The sequence below is a fragment of the Streptomyces sp. NPDC051576 genome (genome assembly GCF_040681835.1).
Taxonomy (GTDB): domain Bacteria; phylum Actinomycetota; class Actinomycetes; order Streptomycetales; family Streptomycetaceae; genus Streptomyces.
This window is the reverse complement of sequence record NZ_JBFAZO010000002.1, coordinates 845,035-862,271: the sequence shown is the minus strand read 5'-3', so window position 1 is coordinate 862,271 and position 17,237 is coordinate 845,035. Positions and strand designations below refer to the sequence as shown.

Sequence of the window (17,237 nt, the reverse complement as noted above, 5' to 3'; positions counted from 1 at the left end):
TCGTTGTCCATCGTGCCACGCGCGCGGGGGCGTGTGCGCCGACGATCTCCGCCGGAGCGTGACCGGCGCCACGCTCCGTGGCCTTACGATGGCGCCGTGCTGGTCAAGTGGATTCGCTGCACCGTGGTTGACCGCCGCGGCTTCGAGCGCGGGCAGCGAAAGTGGGCGGGGCTTCTGGGGGAGCCGGGATTTCGGGGACAGGGGGGAGGCTGGAGCCGGGCGCGGCCCGGAGTGGCGCACATCTTCGCGTTCTGGGAGAGCCGTGCCTTCTACGACTCCTTCATGGCTCGATCCCATGACCGGCTGGCGTCGGCCCAGGTGGGCACCTTCAAGGACACGCAGGTCAAGCTGTTCGACCATCGCTTCGACGTGAAGACGGGCTTCGAACCGCGCTTCACCGACGCCGACCTGGTGCGGGTGGCACTGTGCCGTGTCCACGAGGAGCGCGCCGAGCACTTCACGCTGATGCAGGAGAAGGTCTGGAATCCCGCGATGGCCGGTTCCCCGGGCATGCTCCGCGGACTGTTCGGCGAGGCCCCGGGACACGAGTTCATGGTGCTCTCGATGTGGCACTCGGCCGCCGAACACGGCAAGTACCGCGCCGAACGCGTGGAACGGCTCGCACTGAGGGCCCAGATCGAGGCGGACGTCGCCTCCCTCACGGGTGACATCGTGCAACTGGAACCGAGCTGGATAGTTTGAGATCCGGACTGACTCAACCGGCGTCCCGGTGTGTGAATCGTGCGCCCCTATGTGTCCCATCGGGCAGAATTCGTGTGACCTACGCCGTATGGAGCCCGTACGACTGCTCGATATGCCGTCACTCGATCTAGGGTTTTGGCATGGCACGACCACGGCGCATCGTCCTTGTCCGGCACGGCGAGTCAACGGGCAATGTTGATGACACCGTGTACGAGCGTGAACCCGACCATTCCCTGGCGCTGACCGACCAGGGCTGGCGACAGGCGGAGGAGACCGGCAAGCGGTTGCGGGAGGTGTTCGGCCGGGAGCGCATCAGCGTGTACGTCTCCCCGTACCGCCGTACGCACGAGACCTTCCGCGCCTTCCACCTCGACCCCGAGCTCGTGCGCGTACGCGAGGAACCCCGGCTGCGCGAACAGGACTGGGGGAACTGGCAGGACCGGGACGACGTCCGCCTCCAGAAGGCGTACCGGGACGCCTACGGGCACTTCTTCTACCGGTTCGCCCAGGGTGAGTCCGGCGCCGACGTGTATGACCGGGTCGGCGGCTTCCTGGAGAGCCTGTACCGCAGTTTCGAGGCCCCCGACCACCCGCCGAACGTGCTCCTGGTGACGCACGGCCTGGCGATGCGGCTGTTCTGCATGCGCTGGTTCCACTGGACGGTCGCGGAGTTCGAGTCGCTGTCCAATCCGGGGAACGCCGAGATGCGGATGCTCGTTCTGGGAGACGACGGCAGGTATGCGCTGGACCGGCCGTTCGACAGTTGGCGGGATCCGGAGCCGTACGGGATCAGTGGATAGGGTGGCGGATCGATGATCGCTGACTCCGCCCTCGACTCTTCCGACTCCTCCCATCCTTCTGACGTGCGCCTGAGCCGCGCCCTGGCCAGCCTGCGGGGGCTGGCCGTGGGGGACGCGCTGGGCTCGCAGTTCTTCGTGCCCGCGAACCACCCGCTGCTCAAGCGCCGCGAGCTGCCCCCGGCGCCCTGGCAGTGGACCGACGACACAGAGATGGCCTGCTCCGTGGTCGCGGTCCTGGCCACCCACCACCGCGTCGACCAGGACGCCCTGGCCCGTTCCTTCGCCGAGCGGCACGACTTCGATCGCGGCTACGGCCCCGCGGTCAACCGGCTGTTGCGCCTCGTTCGTGAGGGCGGCGACTGGCGCGAGCTGTCCGCAGCGCTCTTCAACGGCCAGGGATCGTGGGGCAACGGCGCCGCGATGCGGATCGCACCCCTGGGTGCCTGGTACGCGGACGATCCCGAGCAGGCGACCCACCAGGCGGAGATCTCGGCGTACCCCACGCACCAGCACCGTGAGGCCGTGGTCGGCGCCATGGCCGTCGCGGCGGCCGCAGCGCTGGCCGCGTCCCCCGACGGCCCGCCCAGCGCCGAGGCGCTCCTCGACGGCGTCATCGCACTCGTACCGAAGAGCGCCGTCGGCGCGGGGCTCCGGCGCGCGCGGGACATGCTCGACTACGCGGACGCCGGCACCGTCGCGGCGGTACTGGGTTGCGGCCGTCGTACGACGGCACACGACACGGTCCCCTTCGCGCTCTGGTCGGCCGCCCGAGGGCTCGGCGACTACGAGCGGGCGTTCTGGGCCACCGCCCAGGTCGGCGGGGACGTGGACACCACCTGCGCCATCGTGGGCGGTGTGATCGCCGGTGGGAAGGCGGGGACGCCACCCGCCGCGTGGGTGGAGCGGACGGAGGCGCTGCCGGACTGGGTTCCGACGTCCGCCTGACGCTTCGGACTCCCCGCCGGGCAGCCTCACCCCACGCGACTGAAACTCTCTGTGCCTGCCGGGAACTCTCCGTGACCGCTTGGCCGTTGTCCTGGCAGCCGCGCTGCGACACATGAGTCCGCACGGGCAGACAGGACACGACAGTTGTAGGGGGTGGTCATGAGGTGTTCGCCGGTGCCGGTCGGCCGGGCCCTCGCCGGGCCCGACCGGTCAGCCGATTCCTGGACCCGCAGTCCCCGCGAGGGCGTCGAGGTCGCTCTTGCGGACCCGGATCACCAACCAGGCGGTGACCAGGGCGAGTGCGGCCATCGCGGCGGCCGGGACGAAGGCCGTCGAGATGCCGTGCGCGAGCACTTCGTGCCCCCATGGCGCCGGCAGTTGATGGGTCTTGCCGAACTCGGCCTTCTGCTCGGCCGATCCATCGGTCAGGAACTGCGGCAACTGCTTCTTCGCCTCGTCCTTGCTGGCCGAGCCGAACACCGTGGTCAGAATGGACAGACCGAGCGAACCACCCACCTGCTGCATGGCGTTGAGCAGCGCGGACGCCGCGCCCGCCTCGTGTTGGGCGACACCGGAGACGGCGGTGATCGTCAGCGTCACGAAGTTCAGGCCCATGCCGAACCCGAACACCAGCATGGGGCCCAGCACTCCGCCGACGTAGGAACTGTCCGAGCTGATGAGCGTCTGCCAGGTGAGCCCGATCCCCGCGAGGGCCGAGCCGACGAGCATGAACGGCCGGGGGCCGAACCTCGGCAGGAAACGCTGGGACAGTCCCGCGCCGGCAGCGATCACGACCGTCACCGGCAGGAAGGCCAGACCCGCCTGGATCGGGCTGTACCCCAGCACGTTCTGCACGAAGAGCACGATGTAGAAGAACATGCCGAACATCGCGGCGGCCAGGCTCAGCATGATCACGTACGTGCCCGAGCGGTTGCGGTCGGCGAACATCCTGAGCGGGGTGATCGGCTCCTTGGCCCGGGACTCGATGATCACGAAGGCCAGCAGCAGGACGGCCGCCGCGCCGAAGGACCCAATGGTCAGGGTGTCGCGCCAGCCCTGGTCCGCCGCGCGGATGAAGCCGTAGACGAGGGACGCCATGCCCGCCGTCGAGGTCAGCGCGCCCGCGATGTCGAACCGGCCGGTGTGCCGTTCGGACTCGCTGATGTACACCGGCGTGAGTGCGGCGATCAGCAGGCCGATCGGCACGTTGACGAAGAGCACCCAACGCCAGTCGAGCCACTCGGTGAGCATGCCGCCCGCGAGCAGACCGATCGCGCCGCCGCCCGCCGAGACCGCGGCGAAGACTCCGAACGCCCTGTTCCGCTCCGGGCCTTCGGGGAACGTGGTGGTGATCAGCGCGAGCGAGGTGGGCGATGCGATCGCGCCACCCACGCCCTGGAGGACGCGTGCGGCCAGCAACTGCCAGGGTTCCTGGGCGAGTCCGCCGAGCAGCGAGGCGAAGGTGAAGAGCAGGATGCCGGCCGTGAACACCCGTCGCCGGCCGAGGATGTCGCCGGCCCGGCCGCCGAGAAGCAGCAGGCCGCCGAAGGTGAGCGTGTACGCGCTGACGACCCAGGTGAGGTCGGTGGTGCTGAAACTGAGCGCGGCTTGAATGTGCGGGAGCGCGATGTTCACAATCGTCGCGTCGAGTACCACCATGAGTTGGCAGGCCGCGATGACTGCGAGCGCGATGCCGGGATGCCCCTCCCGGCGGGCCGCTCCTGGCTTTGGGTCCTTAATCAACTGAGAGGTTGTCACTATGGGTCCCCCACAAGTGCGTTAGTGAACGCTCGCGTTCACTGCCGCGTCAACGGTAGTGAGTCCCCGACAGTGAACGCAAGCGTTCACTTAACTCGCCGTCGAGCGACGCCTCCCCCGCCGCTGCCTCGGAACGCATCCCCGATCCCCGGAATCCCCCATTCCACTGCTCGCTGGAGACACTCAGATGGTTACTTCGGGCTGGACGGCCGCCCCCGCTCAGACGGCCTCCCTCCGCCGCCGCGGCGCCGTGCTCGAACGCGCGATCCTGGACGCCGCACTGGAGCAACTCAGCACGGTCGGATGGAACGCCCTCACGATGGAAGGCGTCGCCGCCGGTGCCCAGACGGGCAAGGCCGCCGTGTACCGGCGCTGGTCCTCGAAGGAGGACCTCGTCGCGGACGCGTTGCAGGCCGGACTGCCACGACTGGACGAGGCGCCCGACCTCGGGAACGTGCGCGAGGATCTGCTGGCGCTGTGCACGCAGGCGCGCGACGCGATGTTCTCGCGCCCCGGATTCGCCCTCCGCGCGGTGATTCACGAATGCGACACCGTGCAGGCCGAGCGCTTCCACGGCGTGATCTTCGAAGGGGTCGTGGAACCCGTGATCCGGCTACTCCGCGACGCCATCAATCGCGGAATGGAGCGGGGTGAGGTTCGTCCCGACGCGTCCAACGGCTACGTCTTCGATGCCATCCCGGCGATGATGATGTACCGATCGAAGATGTGCGGCAGTGAATGGGGAGACCGTGACATCGAGGAGATGATCGACCAGTTGATGCTTCCGCTGCTCCGACCCGGCAATGCGTGAAGCCGACGCGGAACGGTCTTGGAGAGCTTGGGGAAACCTGGGTGTCGCAGGGGGTTCCGGGCGGCGTAGTCTAAGGGCGCCATGCCGTACGAACCACCTACTCACACCGTCGAGCGCTCACTCCGCGCCACGACCGGAGCCAAGGTCATCGCAGGCGTCGACGAGGTGGGACGCGGCGCGTGGGCCGGCCCCGTCACCGTCTGCGCGGCGGTCACCGGACTGCGCCGGCCTCCCGAAGGTCTCACCGACTCCAAGCTCATCGCCGTCAAGCGACGCACCGAACTCGCCGAGGAACTCCGCAAGTGGGTCACGTCGTACGCCTTGGGGCACGCCTCCCCGGAGGAGATCGACGACCTGGGGATGACGGCGGCCCTGCGACTTGCCGCGGTGCGTGCGCTGGAGACCTTGCCCGTTCGCCCCGACGCGGTCATTCTCGACGGGAAGCACGATTACCTCGGGGACCCTTGGCGGGTTCGTACGGTGATCAAGGGCGACCAGTCGTGTGTGGCGGTCGCGGCCGCATCGGTGATCGCCAAGGTTCAGCGCGACAAAATGATGGCCGAACTGGGCATCGACCATGCAGACTTCGCTTTCGCGGCCAACGCCGGGTATCCCTCGCCCGTGCACAAAGCCGCGCTGGAGGAGCGGGGCCCCACCCCGTACCACCGGTTGTCGTGGGCGTATCTTGATGCGCTGCCCCAGTGGCGGCATCTCAAGAAGGCCCGTAGCTGGGCGGAGGGAACCGTTCCGAAGATCGAGGGCCAACTCGGCTTCGACTTCTGACCGTCCCGCTCGCACTCATGTGCCACCCGCCGACGCGAGCCGTACCAACGTTTGATAAAAATCAGCTCATGCCTCTCATTCCCGAGGAGCCTCAGATTCACGAGAGTGCCCAGGGTCCCCGCGCCACCCCGGCCAGCGGCCGCGTCGCGCCGACCCCCCGCCCTGTACCCGGCCCCCGCCCCGCGGCGCCGCCGCGTCCCGGTCGCCCCGGCCCCCTGCGGCCCACGGCGCCGGCGCAACGGACACCGCGCGACGTGGCCGTAGCCAAGCCCGGACCGTCGGGTCCGGCTGCCCCCACCGCCTCCGACACCGCTGTGGCGACCCCGCAGATCCAGCTCGTCCCGGCCTCGGCCGAGGGTGCGCTGGACGCCGCGGAGGAAGCCGTCGACCTGCTCCTGGAGTCGGGCCGTACCCCTGGTGACGTGCTGGTGATCACCACCGGCGAACCGCACCCGTGGGCCGCCCATGAACTGTCCTTCGGCGAAGCGTCCTACTGGGCGCAGCACGACGCGCGCGACGACGTCTTCTACGCGGACGCCGCCGTGGCGGGCCGGGCCGCGTCCCGTCCCGTCGTCGTGGTCGCCGTCAACGGAGGCCAGGCCGCCGTTGCCGCCACCGCGCTGCCCCTCGCCCTCGGCCGGGCCGGTGCCCTGCTGATCGTCTGCGGCGACCCGCAGCAGATCAACTCGGTGCTGGGCGCGGGCGTCTGAGCCGTCTCCGGAACTCTCGGAGGGCGACGGCGGGCGGGTAGGCGCCGTCGCGACGGCCTGTGCACGGTGGGGCGTTCGGCGTGCGCGGATTGCTGGTCCGACGGCTGGTGCGGCCGGTGAAGCGTGCCCTCCTTGGGGGCGCCGCTCCCGTACGTGGTGCGCCGTGACCGTGGCGTGCAGGAGGAGTCTCCACGTCGGGCGGCCCGGCGCCGTACGGACTCCGCGGTGATGCGTCGCATGGTCCGGGCCTGGCGCCCGGACCGGGTTTCAGCGGGCCGCGGCGCGGCGCAGAACCTCTGAGGCGGCGCCACCGGTGCGGGGCAGCAGGGGCGGTACCTCGGACATGGCGAAAGGTTCCGGCGCGGAGTCCGCGCTGGGCCGTCGGCCGCCGCGCCCCTCGCCGAGCACCTGCCAGCCGTCACGGGTCAGCGTGATGTAGGCCCCGCAGCGCAGCCCGTGCAGCGTGCAGGCGTCACGCAACCCCCACATCCACGCGCCGTCCTCCTGCGTCCAACGCGCGTCCCCCTCACGGCAGTAGAGCAGCACGGCCGTGCGCACCGGGGTGCGGCGGCGCAGATCGTGCGGGATGACGCGGCGTAGTTGCGCGAGCAGCGCGTTGCGGAACATCCAGCCGTCGGCCGGGACGGACCGGCGGACGAACGAGGCGCTCGCGAGCAGCCGCTCGTCCGGGTCGAGGACGGCCACGACCGCCGTCGCCGGTCGGGGGCGATGCCGGGAGTGCAGCCCGCTGACGACCTCGCGGGGATTGCGCAGCAACGGGATTCCGGCTGCGGCCCATTCGGAGGGTTCGAGCATACGGGCGAGGGGGTTGGCGGAAGCGGCGGACAGGTCGGCAGGCGTCGACGTGGATGCCGCGGAGGACGGAGCGAATCCGAAGGTCACGGTCCTCCCTTCGGCTACGCGCCCACACTTCGGGCGGGGTCGGATTCGGGGGAGCGCACACCGCAGCAGAGCCCTACCGGATCACGGACGAGCCGTGCGGGGAGCGGACTCCAATTCTTGCTGTCGAACTGGGATGCGGCAACGAGCAAATGGGGCCACAGACCGCTATCTGACGGTCTGTGGCTTATATCCCTACCCATTGCGTCACCCGGTGACGCCTGGGACGTTCGAGCACGACACTTTCGTACGCCATGGAGGTGCGGGAGGTCCAGAGGGAGCTGGTCGGACCGGCTGCGGGACACGGTCCGGCGCTCTTCGCCGCGGCGGGGGATTGGGCCGTTGTCAGTGGCGTGAGGTTGCATGGAGGCATGAACAACCAGGAGCTGCGCACCGAAGCCGACACCATCCTCGCCGAGCTGGTCGGTGACCCGAGCGGCACGGCGCGGCTGCGGGAGGACCAGTGGCAGGCGGTGGCAGCCCTCGTGGAGGAGCGCCGGCGCGCGCTGGTGGTGCAGCGCACCGGCTGGGGCAAGTCGGCGGTGTACTTCGTCGCCACCGCCCTGCTGCGCCGACGTGGCTCCGGGCCCACGGTGATCATCTCGCCGCTCCTGGCGCTGATGCGCAACCAGGTCGAGTCGGCGGCGAGGGCCGGGATCCGGGCGCACACCATCAACTCGGCCAACCCGGAGGAGTGGGACGCGATCTACGGGGAGGTCGAGCGCGGCGAGACCGACGTTCTCCTGGTCAGTCCGGAGCGGCTCAATTCCGTGGACTTCCGCGACCAGGTGCTGCCCAAGCTCGCGGCGACGACCGGCCTGCTGGTGGTCGACGAGGCGCACTGCATCTCCGACTGGGGGCACGACTTCCGCCCCGACTACCGCCGGTTGCGGGCGATGCTGGCCGAACTGCCCACCGGCGTACCGGTGCTGGCCACCACCGCGACCGCCAACGCGCGCGTGACCGCCGATGTGGCCGAGCAACTGGGCACCGGAGCGGGCGAGGCCCTGGTGCTGCGCGGACCGCTGGAGAGGGAGAGCCTGCGGCTCGGGGTCGTCCAACTGCCGGACGCGGCGCACCGTTTGGCCTGGCTCGCCGAGCACCTGGACGAGCTTGCGGGCTCGGGGATCATCTATACGCTCACCGTGGCCGCCGCCGAGGAAGCCACCGCGTTCCTGCGCCAGCGCGGCTTCAAGGTGGCCTCGTACACCGGGAAGACGGAGAACGCCGAGCGGCTGCAGGCCGAGATCGACCTCCAGGAGAACCGGGTCAAGGCGCTGGTCGCCACCTCGGCGCTGGGCATGGGCTACGACAAGCCGGACCTGGGCTTCGTGGTCCACCTCGGCTCACCTTCCTCGCCGATCGCCTACTACCAGCAGGTGGGTCGTGCGGGTCGCGGTGTGGCCCACGCCGATGTGCTGCTCCTGCCGGGCAGGGAGGACGAGGCCATCTGGCGCTACTTCGCCGATACGGCCTTCCCGCCCGAGACGCAGGTCCGCCAGACCCTCGCGGCCCTCGCCGACGCGGGGCGGCCGCTGTCCGTGCCGGCCCTGGAGACGGCGGTGGAGCTTCGCCGCAGCCGCCTGGAGACGATGCTGAAGGTCCTGGACGTCGACGGAGCCGTCAAGCGTGTGAAGGGCGGGTGGACGGCCACCGGAGCCGAGTGGGTGTACGACGCCGAGCGGTACACCTGGGTGGCCAAACAGCGGGCGGCAGAGCAGCAGGCCATGCGCGACTACGTGAGCACGTCCCAGTGCCGGATGGAGTTCCTGCGTGAGCAGTTGGACGACGAGGGGGCGGTGCCGTGCGGCCGTTGCGACAATTGCGCGGGCGCCTGGATCGATTCCTCCGTCTCGGCGGAGACGCTGACGGGAGCGACGAAGGAACTTGACCGCCCGGGGATGGAGGTCGAGCCGCGCCGGATGTGGCCGACCGGGATGGCCGCGCTGGGCGTCGACCTCAAGGGACGTATCCCGGCCAAGGACCAGTGCTCGACGGGGCGCGCCCTCGGGCGGCTCTCGGACATCGGCTGGGGCAACCGACTGCGCCCGCTGCTCGCCGAGAGCGCGCCCGACGGTCCGGTCCCCGACGACGTCCTGAAGGCCGCGGTGGCCGTCCTCGCCGACTGGGCGCGCTCTCCGGGCGGTTGGGCACCGAATGTCGCGGACGCCTCCGCCCGTCCGGTGGGAGTCGTGGCCGTACCGTCCCTGGCCCGCCCGCAACTGGTCGGTTCCCTCGCCCAGGGCATCGCGACCATCGGCCGGCTTCCCCTACTGGGCACCCTGACGTACACCGGGCCGGACGGCACACACGCGGCACGCCGCAGCAACTCCGCCCAACGCCTCCGGGCCCTGTCCGACGCCTTCACCGTCTCCGAGGAACTGGCCGGCGCCCTGGCCGGCTCTCCAGGCCCCGTCCTGCTCGTGGACGACTACGCCGACTCCGGCTGGACCCTCGCTGTCGCCGCGCGTCTGCTCCGCCGGGCAGGCAGCGAACAGGTTCTTCCGCTGGTCCTGGCCGCGGCAGGCTGAGATTCCCGTTGGCGGGGGACTCCGGCTGGGCCGTCTCGGTCGGGCAACGCGATCGGACCCCTGATCGCTCAAGCCGAGTTGGCCGTACCGAACCTCATGTGGCGTGTCCCTGACCGGACTTATCCACAGGCTCAAGCGGGATGTCGTGATCCGCGAGATCGTCGACGCATGACGAATCACAGCGAAACGACCGGATCCTCCGAAAACGGCGACATCGACCCCACCGCGTACGACCGACACGGCACCGAACACCAGGTCACCCTGCGCTCGCCGGGCGAACTCGCCGACGCCCTGCCCTACTTGCTCGGGTACCGCCCCGAGGACAGCATCGTCCTCGTCGCCCTGCACGATCGGGGCGGCCGGGGTCGGTTCGGCGGTCGGGCCAGGCTCGGCATTCCCGCGGGCGCGGACGACTGGGCGTCTGTGGCGCAGCAGTTGGCCCACGGCCTGGTCACCGGCAGCGAGCGCCGAGGAACCCGGCCCGAGCAGATGATCGCCTACGTCTGCCAGGAACCGGCGCCGGGAGAGTCGGGGCGTCAGGTCATGGAACGCCTGCGCCCGCTCGTGCAGAGCCTGCGCACGGAGTGCGGCCGCCTCGACGTGGCGGTGATCGAGGCGATCTGCATCTCGGACGGCCGCTTCTGGTCGTACTGCTGCCCGATCGAGGGATGCTGCCCGGTCGACGGATCCCCGATGGGCCTGCCCGGCACCTCCGTACTGGCCGCGGCGGCGACCTACGCAGGGCTCCAAGTGCGCGGCACACTGCGCGAGTTGCGCGCCAGGCTGCTGCCCTGGGAGACGGCCGCCGCGCTGGAGCAGGAAGCCGCCCTGGACGCCGCCGGTATGGCCCTGGTCCCCAGGATCCTCGACGACGCCAGCCGAGCGGACGTGGCGCGGGAGACTCTGGAGCTCGCCCGGCGGATCCTGAGCCGGTTCGCCGCGGCACCGCTCGTGACCGGCGCACTCCAGTCGGACCTGCGCGACGATCTGCTGCTCGCCCACGACGAGGCCGCCACGCTGATCCTCGGCCTCCAGGACCGCACCACCCGTGACCGCGCGGCCGAATGGATGGAAGGCGAGGACGCGGGCCCGGCCCTCCGCCTCTGGCGCGCACTGGCCCGCCGCTGCGTCGGATCGTACGGCGAACACGCGGCGGCTCCCCTCACGCTCGCCGGTTGGGTCGCCTGGTCGACCGGCGACGACCTGGAGGCCCGGGAGGCGCTGGCCATGGCCCTGGGCGCGGACTCCGATTACCTGTTCGCCCGCCTGTTGCACCAGGCCTGCAACGAAGGCCTCGACCCGGAATCGATCCGCCGCTGCCTGCGCGCGGAACGAGAGGGCCGGGCAGAGCCTGTGGAAGCAGGGGCCGAGGCCGCCGATGTTTCTCTCACGCGGGACGCGAGCGGCCAGGGTGGCGATCCGGCACCGGCGGTCTCAGTCACGGCCTCCCGCCGTCGGCGACGCGCACGTACCGATGCCGACGGAGTCGAAGGCCGCCCTCGTCCTTCGGGGGCGGACGGCCGCCGACCCGGAACGGACGGATCCCGTCCGCCCACACCCGCACAGGGCACCGCACGCCCCGGCGGCACACGTCCGCGCACCTCTGGGAAGGGCGGTCAACGGCGTTACGACACCTGCTCGGAAGCGCCCCGCCCGGGGAGCAACGGCATTGAGGGGGACAGGTGATCAAGGGGTGGGGGAGTGGAGGGCAGTCCGGCCGGTCCGGTGGGCGTTTCGGTGCGTTCGGAGACTGGTGCCGCAGGATCGTCGGGGCGCCGGCGGTGGCTCCACAAGTGGTGCACGAGCCCAGGGTGCGGGGTGGTGCCGCGCTGGCCGCGGGGCACGCGGCGCGGGGAACACGTGCGGGCGGCCGATGGATCGGCCGCCGGGCTGCCGGCGACCGAGACAGGGATCGGGGAACGGACGCGGGCTGGCCCCCGGCGCCGCGCCGCCATTCGGTCGGCTTCCCCGGTCGAGGGCGTGACCAGGAGGAGCCCGTGTCCGTTCACCTGAGTGGCGGAACGCCTGAACGGGCCGCGTCGCCGCCCAGCCCTTGTCCTCCCGGAACCCTCCGTCCGGCGCCGAACACGTCTCAGGCGCACAGAGCGCAGAAGAAGCCGCCCATGCACCCGCCGCCTCCGCCCTCCGCCGACGACGAGCGCCTTGACTCCGGTGCCCCTGAGCCCCACCAGTCACCTCGTCGGCCGACAGAAGGCCGGACCCCCAGCCAGATCCGCCGCCCACCGCCGCCCCCGCCTCGGCCCTCTTCCCTCTCCCCTCCTCAGACCCTCTTGCCGCGAGCACCTCGCCCGACGCCCCGCCGCTCCCTCGAACTGCCCCCCACCCACACCACCTTGATCTGCGTAGCCCTCCCGGGCCTCGCGGTCTCCACCGAGCAAGGGCAGTTGAACGGCCGTGGATTGGAGGGCTTCTACCGCGCGGGCCGGCGTGTGCTCTCCCGCTGCCAGGTGCGAGTGGCCGGACGGGAACCGCTGCCGGTGCAGGCCAGAATGACGGCGGCCGACCGCGCCCGTTTCGTGGGCACCGTGCGGGTGGCTCCCGACTGCGGCCCGGACCCGGACCTCGTCGTCGAGCGGACCCGGCACGCCGACGGTACGGAACGCATCACCCTGCGCAGCGTGTCCTGGCGCCCGCTGCGCCTGCCGGTCGAGGTGGCGCTCGGCACGGACCTGGCGGACCTGGGCGCGATCGCCGCGGGCAGCACGGGCCCCGAACTGCCCGCCAGCGTGCACGACTCCGGGCTGCGCTGGTCCGGTGCCACCGGGACCTCCGCGGTCACGGCCGATCCGCCGCCCGCCGACGCGCTGGCCTCCGCGGGACTGCTGCGCTGGGAGTTCGAACTGCCACCTGGCGGCACGGCGAGCGTGGAACTTCGGGTACGGCCGGACGGCGCGGGACCGGTCCGCGCCGTGGGTCACGGTGCGACCAGCCCCCTGGCCTCCGCGCGAGCGGCCGGTGACGACCCCCGGATCCAGGTGCTGCTGCGGACCAGCATCGAGGACCTCCAGGCACTGCTGCTGCGCGACCCCGCGCACCCCTCCGACACCCATCTCGCGGCAGGGGCACCGTGGCGCTGCGGTCTGGCCCCGGCGGAGTCGCTCGCGGCGGCTCGCATGACACTGCCCCTCGGCACGGGGCTTGCCGCCGGCACACTGCGGATCCTCGCCCGTACTCAACTCCAGGGCGCCGGAGCACAGTCGGGCATGATTCCCGGACCGCGCCGCGACGCCGGGCCGCATCTGCCGCCGGGCTGCACGGGGACGGAGGCGACCCTGCTCTTCCCGGTGCTGCTCGCGGAGGCCCGCCGCTGGGGGCTGCCGGAGCAGCAGACGCGGGAGTTGCTGCCGGCCGCCGAACGCTGTCTGACCTGGCTGCGGACCACCGTGGGCGACGGCACCTACCTTCGTGACCCGCACCCCGGCGGGCCCGTCCGGTGCGAAACGCAGGCTCACGCCCACAGGGCCGCACTGCTCGGTGCCGATCTGCTCGACACGTTCGGCAGACCCGGCGGTGCCGAACTGCGGGAGTGGGCCCAGGAGTTGCGCACCGCGTTCCGCACGGACTTCTGGTTCGGGGACCTGGGCGGCGGCCGTCCCGCAGCGGCCCGGGCTCCCGACGGGCACCTCGTACCGCACCTCGGCGCGGCCGCGGCCCACCTCCTCGACACCGGACTGTCGGGCGGCGGCGAGTACGCTCCCGGCCTGCTCGACAAGGTACGGACCGAACAACTCGCCCGGCTCCTCGGCGGCCCGGCCATGGACTCGGGCTGGGGGCTGCGCGGCCTGGGCGCGAAGGAGCCGGGATACAGCCCGTTCGGTCACCGGAGCGGAGCCGTGCGAGTGTCGGAGACGGCGATCGCCGTCGCGGGCCTGGCCGTTGCCGGGTGCGAGAAGGAGGCGACCTCGCTGCTGCGGGGCGTGCTCGCCGCGTCGGAGGCGTTCGGACACCGGCTCCCCGAGATGTACGCGGGGGAGCAGCGCACGGACGGGAGCGTTCCCCTTCCCCACCCGGCGGCCTGCCGTCCGGCGGCCACGGCAGCGGCCGCCGGAGTGCTGTTGCTGACCACCCTCGCGGGCGTCCGTCCCGACGTCCCTGCCCGGACGGTCACCCTCCGCCCGGTGCGCAGCGCACCTCTGGGCGAGATCGGCCTGACAGGGCTGCGGGTCGCGGGCGCCCCCTTCTCCGTACGGGTCGGCCGCCTCGGTGTCGCCATGGTCGAGGAGGCTGCCGACGGTCTGCAATTGGGAGCGTGACCTCGTACGAGGCCCGGTGGGCCGACGGCCTGAAGCGGAGGACGGGCCGCCTGTCGCACCGAAGTGGATCAGTCATGGCGGTACCGACGAAGGGAGTGTTTATCGTCAGGCAGACGACTATGATCGCCGCATGTCCTACGACCCGTCAGCGTATCCGCCCTTCGCCGTCACCGTGGATCTGGTCGTGCTGACCGTGCGCCGCCATGCTCTGTGCGGGCTTGCGGTACGCAGGGGCGAGCCGCCGTTTCAGGGACGCTGGGCGCTGCCCGGCGGCTTCGTGCGGGCCGACGAGGATCTGGCGCAGGCCGCCGCGCGCGAGCTGGCCGAGGAGACGGGACTGCGCGCCCATGACCCGGCCGTCCCGGTCCAGGACAACGGAGCGCATCTGGAGCAGCTCGCGACCTACGGCGACCCCAAGCGAGACCCGCGGATGCGTGTGGTCAGCGTCGCTCATCTCGCGCTCGCTCCCGACCTGCCCGCACCCCGCGCCGGCGGCGACGCCAGCAACGCGCGCTGGGCGCCCGTCGAGGAGCTGCTGCACCAGGGCGCGTTCGGGCGCGACGGCGATCCGGTGGCGCCCCTCGCCTTCGACCACGCGCAGATCCTGTCCGACGGGGTGGAGCGCGCCCGTTCGAAGATCGAGTACTCGTCCCTGGCCACGGCCTTCTGCCCCACCGAATTCACCGTCGGTGAGCTGCGCCGTGTCTACGAGGCGGTGTGGGGTGTGGCGCTCGACCCGCGCAACTTCCATCGCAAGGTGACCGGCACGCCCGGCTTCCTGGTCCCGACGGGCGGTACGACGACCCGTCAGGGCGGCCGCCCGGCACAGTTGTTCAGGGCCGGCGGAGCCACCCTGCTCAACCCGCCGATGCTGCGCCCCGAGGTGTGACGCCGTAGCACCCCGACGGAGGCGATCAACCCTTGCGGAGTGGGCCGTTCGGTGCCCGGAAAAACGGACATAGCGCGCTATCTTGCTGTGGGTGATCCAGGCCTTCGGACTGACCAGCAACGCCCGCAAGGAGCATCCGCCCGCCGTCGACGACGTCTCCTTCGAGGCTCGCGCGGGCCGTGTCACCGCGCTCCTCGGAGCACCGGGCGCGGGCAAGACGGCCGCGCTCAGGCTCATGCTCGAACTCCAACAGGGGCGTGGCATCACCTACTTCAGGGGGCGCCCCCTGCACCGCATCGCCCACCCCTCGCGCGAGGTCGGCGTCCTCCTGGGCGATGTGCCGGGACATCCCGCCCGATCCGTCCGCGGTCATCTCCGCATGCTGTGCGCCGCGGCGGGAGTTCCGGCCCGGCGCGCCGACGAAGTCCTCGAAGTGGTCGGCCTCGTCAGTCTGCGCGACGAACGACTCGGCAGCCTCGCGCGCGGCATGGACCGTCGCCTCGGCCTCGCCTGTGCCCTGCTGTCCGACCCGCACACACTCGTGCTGGACGAACCCGCGGACGCGCTCTCCGCCCGCGAAAGCCGTTGGCTGTACGGCATGCTGCGCGCGCACGCCGCCCAGGGCGGCACGGTTCTCTTCACCACGGCCGAACCCAAGGAGGCCGCCCGCCACGCCGACCGGGTCGTCACCCTGGAGCAGGGCAGACTCGTCGCCGACCAGGAGGCCGGAGACTTCGCCCGCACCCGGCTGCGCCCCCGCGTAGCAGTCCGCAGCCCGCACGCCGCACGCCTCGCCGCCCTGCTCGCCAAGGAGGCCCGCACCGCGCACCGCTCCGTCGAAGTCGTACGGGAGGACGGCAACCGCCTTTCCGTGTACGGCAGTACGTGCGCCGACGTCGGCGATACGGCGTTCCGGCACGACATCCTCGTACACCAACTCGCGGATGAGATCGGCGACATGGGGCCCGGGGCCGGGGCGCCCCCCAACCGTGATCCGGAAGCCGTCGCCGAGCGGCGAGTGTCGTACCCGCCGCCGACAGCCGAGACGTCGTCGCCCCTCACGGACCTGCCGCCCGCCCGCAGTCCACAGCCGCTCACCACCGCGCTGACGACCGCGGAACCGTCCGCCGGGGAAGAACCGGAACCCGCGGCCGAACCCCACGCGGCCACCGCTGGTCCTCGCACGCCGAATCCCGCCGGCTCCCGACTCGTTCCCCTCATCGATCCCGAGGAGGCCGCCGGCACCTGTATCCCCGCACGTGTCCCGCGCCCGTCCCAAGCCCTCACCCCTGCCGCCCTGTCGCCCCTCCCGCCCCCCATCTCCGTCCGCTCGGCTCCCAGTCCGCTGCGCCCGCTCCGCTACGAGCTGCGTCGTGCCACCGGAGTCGGTACCGGCTTCCTGACCGGGGCCGCCGTACTCGTCGTGTCCGCCCTCACCACGCTGCTGCTGGCCCGGATCGGCCACACCCCGCAGCCGCGTCTGCTGGCCGCGTGGCCGCGCGAACTGCCCCTGCCGCCCGCGGCGCTCGGCGCGGGACTGCTCGGGGCGTTCGCGTTCGGTGACGAGTTCCGTCACCCTGCCCTGGCGGCGGATCGGGGCACCGTGCCCCGCAGGATGGGGCTCCTCGTCGCGAAACTCCTCGTCTCCGCCGCCACCGCGCTGCTGCTGGCCTTCCTCACGGTGGGCTGCGACGCCGAAGTGCTCTACCTCGTCTACGGACGGGAGCTCTCACAGGTTCCCGCCGACTGGCTTTCGATGAGCGCGAGTTGGATCGGACTGGTCATCGGCTGTGCCTGGGCCGGCGTTCTGGCCGCGGGCATCTTCCGTTCCACCACCGCCGGACTCGCCGCGGTCGTCGCCGTACCGGTTCTCGTCGTACCCCTCGTGCACAAGGCCCTGGAGGGGCCAGTCGTACGGACCGCGGAAGGCTTTCCGCTGCGGTTGCGGAAGGTGTTCCTGCTGCAGTGGCCCTTCGGGGGAGAGCGATATCTGTCCGCGGCCGCGCGCGTGATCGCCCAACCCGTGGGCGGAGCACTGACGTTGTCCCTTGCCGCCCTGCTGTGCGCCTACCTGCTCACGACCCTTCGTAGCAGGGTCCGATGACGATCGTCCGCACCCTTGGGGTCCCGCTCT

13 protein-coding genes are annotated in these 17,237 nt (G+C 71.5%); 11 read left to right on the top strand and 2 right to left on the bottom strand.

What is annotated here, in order from left to right:
- The first annotated feature begins 96 nt into the window (after positions 1–96).
- The 3 genes from AB0M63_RS09455 to AB0M63_RS09445 all read left to right on the top strand — a co-directional run bounded on the left by AB0M63_RS09455 (position 97) and on the right by AB0M63_RS09445 (position 2,447).
- Positions 97–702, top strand: a complete 606-nt coding sequence (locus tag AB0M63_RS09455) for a YdbC family protein (RefSeq protein ID WP_355902257.1) — start codon at positions 97–99, stop codon at positions 700–702.
- Between the two features lie 140 nt (positions 703–842).
- The gene (locus AB0M63_RS09450) at positions 843–1,502 is read left to right on the top strand and encodes a histidine phosphatase family protein (RefSeq protein ID WP_355902255.1); all 660 of its coding nucleotides are present in this window, start codon (positions 843–845) and stop codon (positions 1,500–1,502) included.
- A gap of 12 nt (positions 1,503–1,514) precedes the next feature.
- Positions 1,515–2,447 (top strand): ADP-ribosylglycohydrolase family protein, encoded by a 933-nt coding sequence (locus AB0M63_RS09445; protein ID WP_366018955.1) that lies wholly within the window; start codon positions 1,515–1,517, stop codon positions 2,445–2,447.
- A 210-nt stretch (positions 2,448–2,657) separates the two neighbouring features.
- On the opposite strand, the gene AB0M63_RS09440 is transcribed toward AB0M63_RS09445, so the two are convergent.
- Positions 2,658–4,205, bottom strand: coding sequence for an MFS transporter (locus AB0M63_RS09440; RefSeq protein WP_355902251.1), 1,548 nt, complete (start codon positions 4,203–4,205; stop codon positions 2,658–2,660).
- 187 nt (positions 4,206–4,392) lie between these two features.
- On the opposite strand from AB0M63_RS09440, the gene AB0M63_RS09435 reads away from it, so the two are divergent.
- The 3 genes from AB0M63_RS09435 (at position 4,393) to AB0M63_RS09425 (ending at position 6,509) form a co-directional block, all read left to right on the top strand.
- A complete protein-coding gene (locus AB0M63_RS09435) occupies positions 4,393–5,016 on the top strand; it encodes a TetR/AcrR family transcriptional regulator (RefSeq protein ID WP_355902249.1) in 624 nt (207 codons plus the stop codon).
- Positions 5,017–5,097: 81 nt separating this feature from the next.
- Positions 5,098–5,799 carry a ribonuclease HII gene (locus AB0M63_RS09430; RefSeq protein ID WP_355902247.1) on the top strand — a complete coding sequence of 234 codons (702 nt, stop codon included), beginning with the start codon at positions 5,098–5,100 and terminating at the stop codon, positions 5,797–5,799.
- A gap of 68 nt (positions 5,800–5,867) precedes the next feature.
- Positions 5,868–6,509: a hypothetical protein gene (locus AB0M63_RS09425; RefSeq protein ID WP_358849731.1), complete on the top strand. Its 642-nt coding sequence runs from the start codon at positions 5,868–5,870 to the stop codon at positions 6,507–6,509.
- A 267-nt stretch (positions 6,510–6,776) separates the two neighbouring features.
- Here AB0M63_RS09425 and AB0M63_RS09420 read toward each other — a convergent pair whose 3' ends face one another.
- Complete coding sequence (locus AB0M63_RS09420) at positions 6,777–7,412, bottom strand: hypothetical protein (protein ID WP_366018954.1); 636 nt, start codon at positions 7,410–7,412, stop codon at positions 6,777–6,779.
- Positions 7,413–7,780: 368 nt separating this feature from the next.
- Between AB0M63_RS09420 and AB0M63_RS09415 the strand changes: the two genes are divergently transcribed.
- The 5 genes from AB0M63_RS09415 (at position 7,781) to AB0M63_RS09395 (ending at position 17,207) form a co-directional block, all read left to right on the top strand.
- Positions 7,781–9,940 (top strand): RecQ family ATP-dependent DNA helicase, encoded by a 2,160-nt coding sequence (locus AB0M63_RS09415; protein ID WP_366018953.1) that lies wholly within the window; start codon positions 7,781–7,783, stop codon positions 9,938–9,940.
- A gap of 168 nt (positions 9,941–10,108) precedes the next feature.
- A complete protein-coding gene (locus tag AB0M63_RS09410; RefSeq protein ID WP_366018952.1) occupies positions 10,109–11,626 on the top strand; it encodes a DUF4192 family protein in 1,518 nt (505 codons plus the stop codon).
- A 605-nt stretch (positions 11,627–12,231) separates the two neighbouring features.
- The gene (locus AB0M63_RS09405) at positions 12,232–14,214 is read left to right on the top strand and encodes a glycogen debranching N-terminal domain-containing protein (RefSeq protein ID WP_366018951.1); all 1,983 of its coding nucleotides are present in this window, start codon (positions 12,232–12,234) and stop codon (positions 14,212–14,214) included.
- Between the two features lie 130 nt (positions 14,215–14,344).
- Positions 14,345–15,103, top strand: coding sequence for an NUDIX hydrolase (locus AB0M63_RS09400; RefSeq protein ID WP_355902241.1), 759 nt, complete (start codon positions 14,345–14,347; stop codon positions 15,101–15,103).
- Positions 15,104–15,194: 91 nt separating this feature from the next.
- Positions 15,195–17,207 (top strand): ATP-binding cassette domain-containing protein, encoded by a 2,013-nt coding sequence (locus AB0M63_RS09395; protein WP_366018950.1) that lies wholly within the window; start codon positions 15,195–15,197, stop codon positions 17,205–17,207.
- Positions 17,208–17,237 lie beyond the last annotated feature (30 nt).

Excerpts from the sequence above, each read along its gene's own strand:
- AB0M63_RS09450 (WP_355902255.1), top strand. The coding sequence starts at position 843 with ATGGCACGACCACGGCGCATCGTCCTTGTCCGGCACGGCGAGTCAACG.
- AB0M63_RS09445 (WP_366018955.1), top strand. The coding sequence starts at position 1,515 with ATGATCGCTGACTCCGCCCTCGACTCTTCCGACTCCTCCCATCCTTCT.
- AB0M63_RS09435 (WP_355902249.1), top strand. The coding sequence starts at position 4,393 with ATGGTTACTTCGGGCTGGACGGCCGCCCCCGCTCAGACGGCCTCCCTC.
- AB0M63_RS09430 (WP_355902247.1), top strand. The coding sequence starts at position 5,098 with ATGCCGTACGAACCACCTACTCACACCGTCGAGCGCTCACTCCGCGCC.
- AB0M63_RS09425 (WP_358849731.1), top strand. The coding sequence starts at position 5,868 with ATGCCTCTCATTCCCGAGGAGCCTCAGATTCACGAGAGTGCCCAGGGT.
- AB0M63_RS09415 (WP_366018953.1), top strand. The coding sequence starts at position 7,781 with ATGAACAACCAGGAGCTGCGCACCGAAGCCGACACCATCCTCGCCGAG.
- AB0M63_RS09410 (WP_366018952.1), top strand. The coding sequence starts at position 10,109 with ATGACGAATCACAGCGAAACGACCGGATCCTCCGAAAACGGCGACATC.
- AB0M63_RS09400 (WP_355902241.1), top strand. The coding sequence starts at position 14,345 with ATGTCCTACGACCCGTCAGCGTATCCGCCCTTCGCCGTCACCGTGGAT.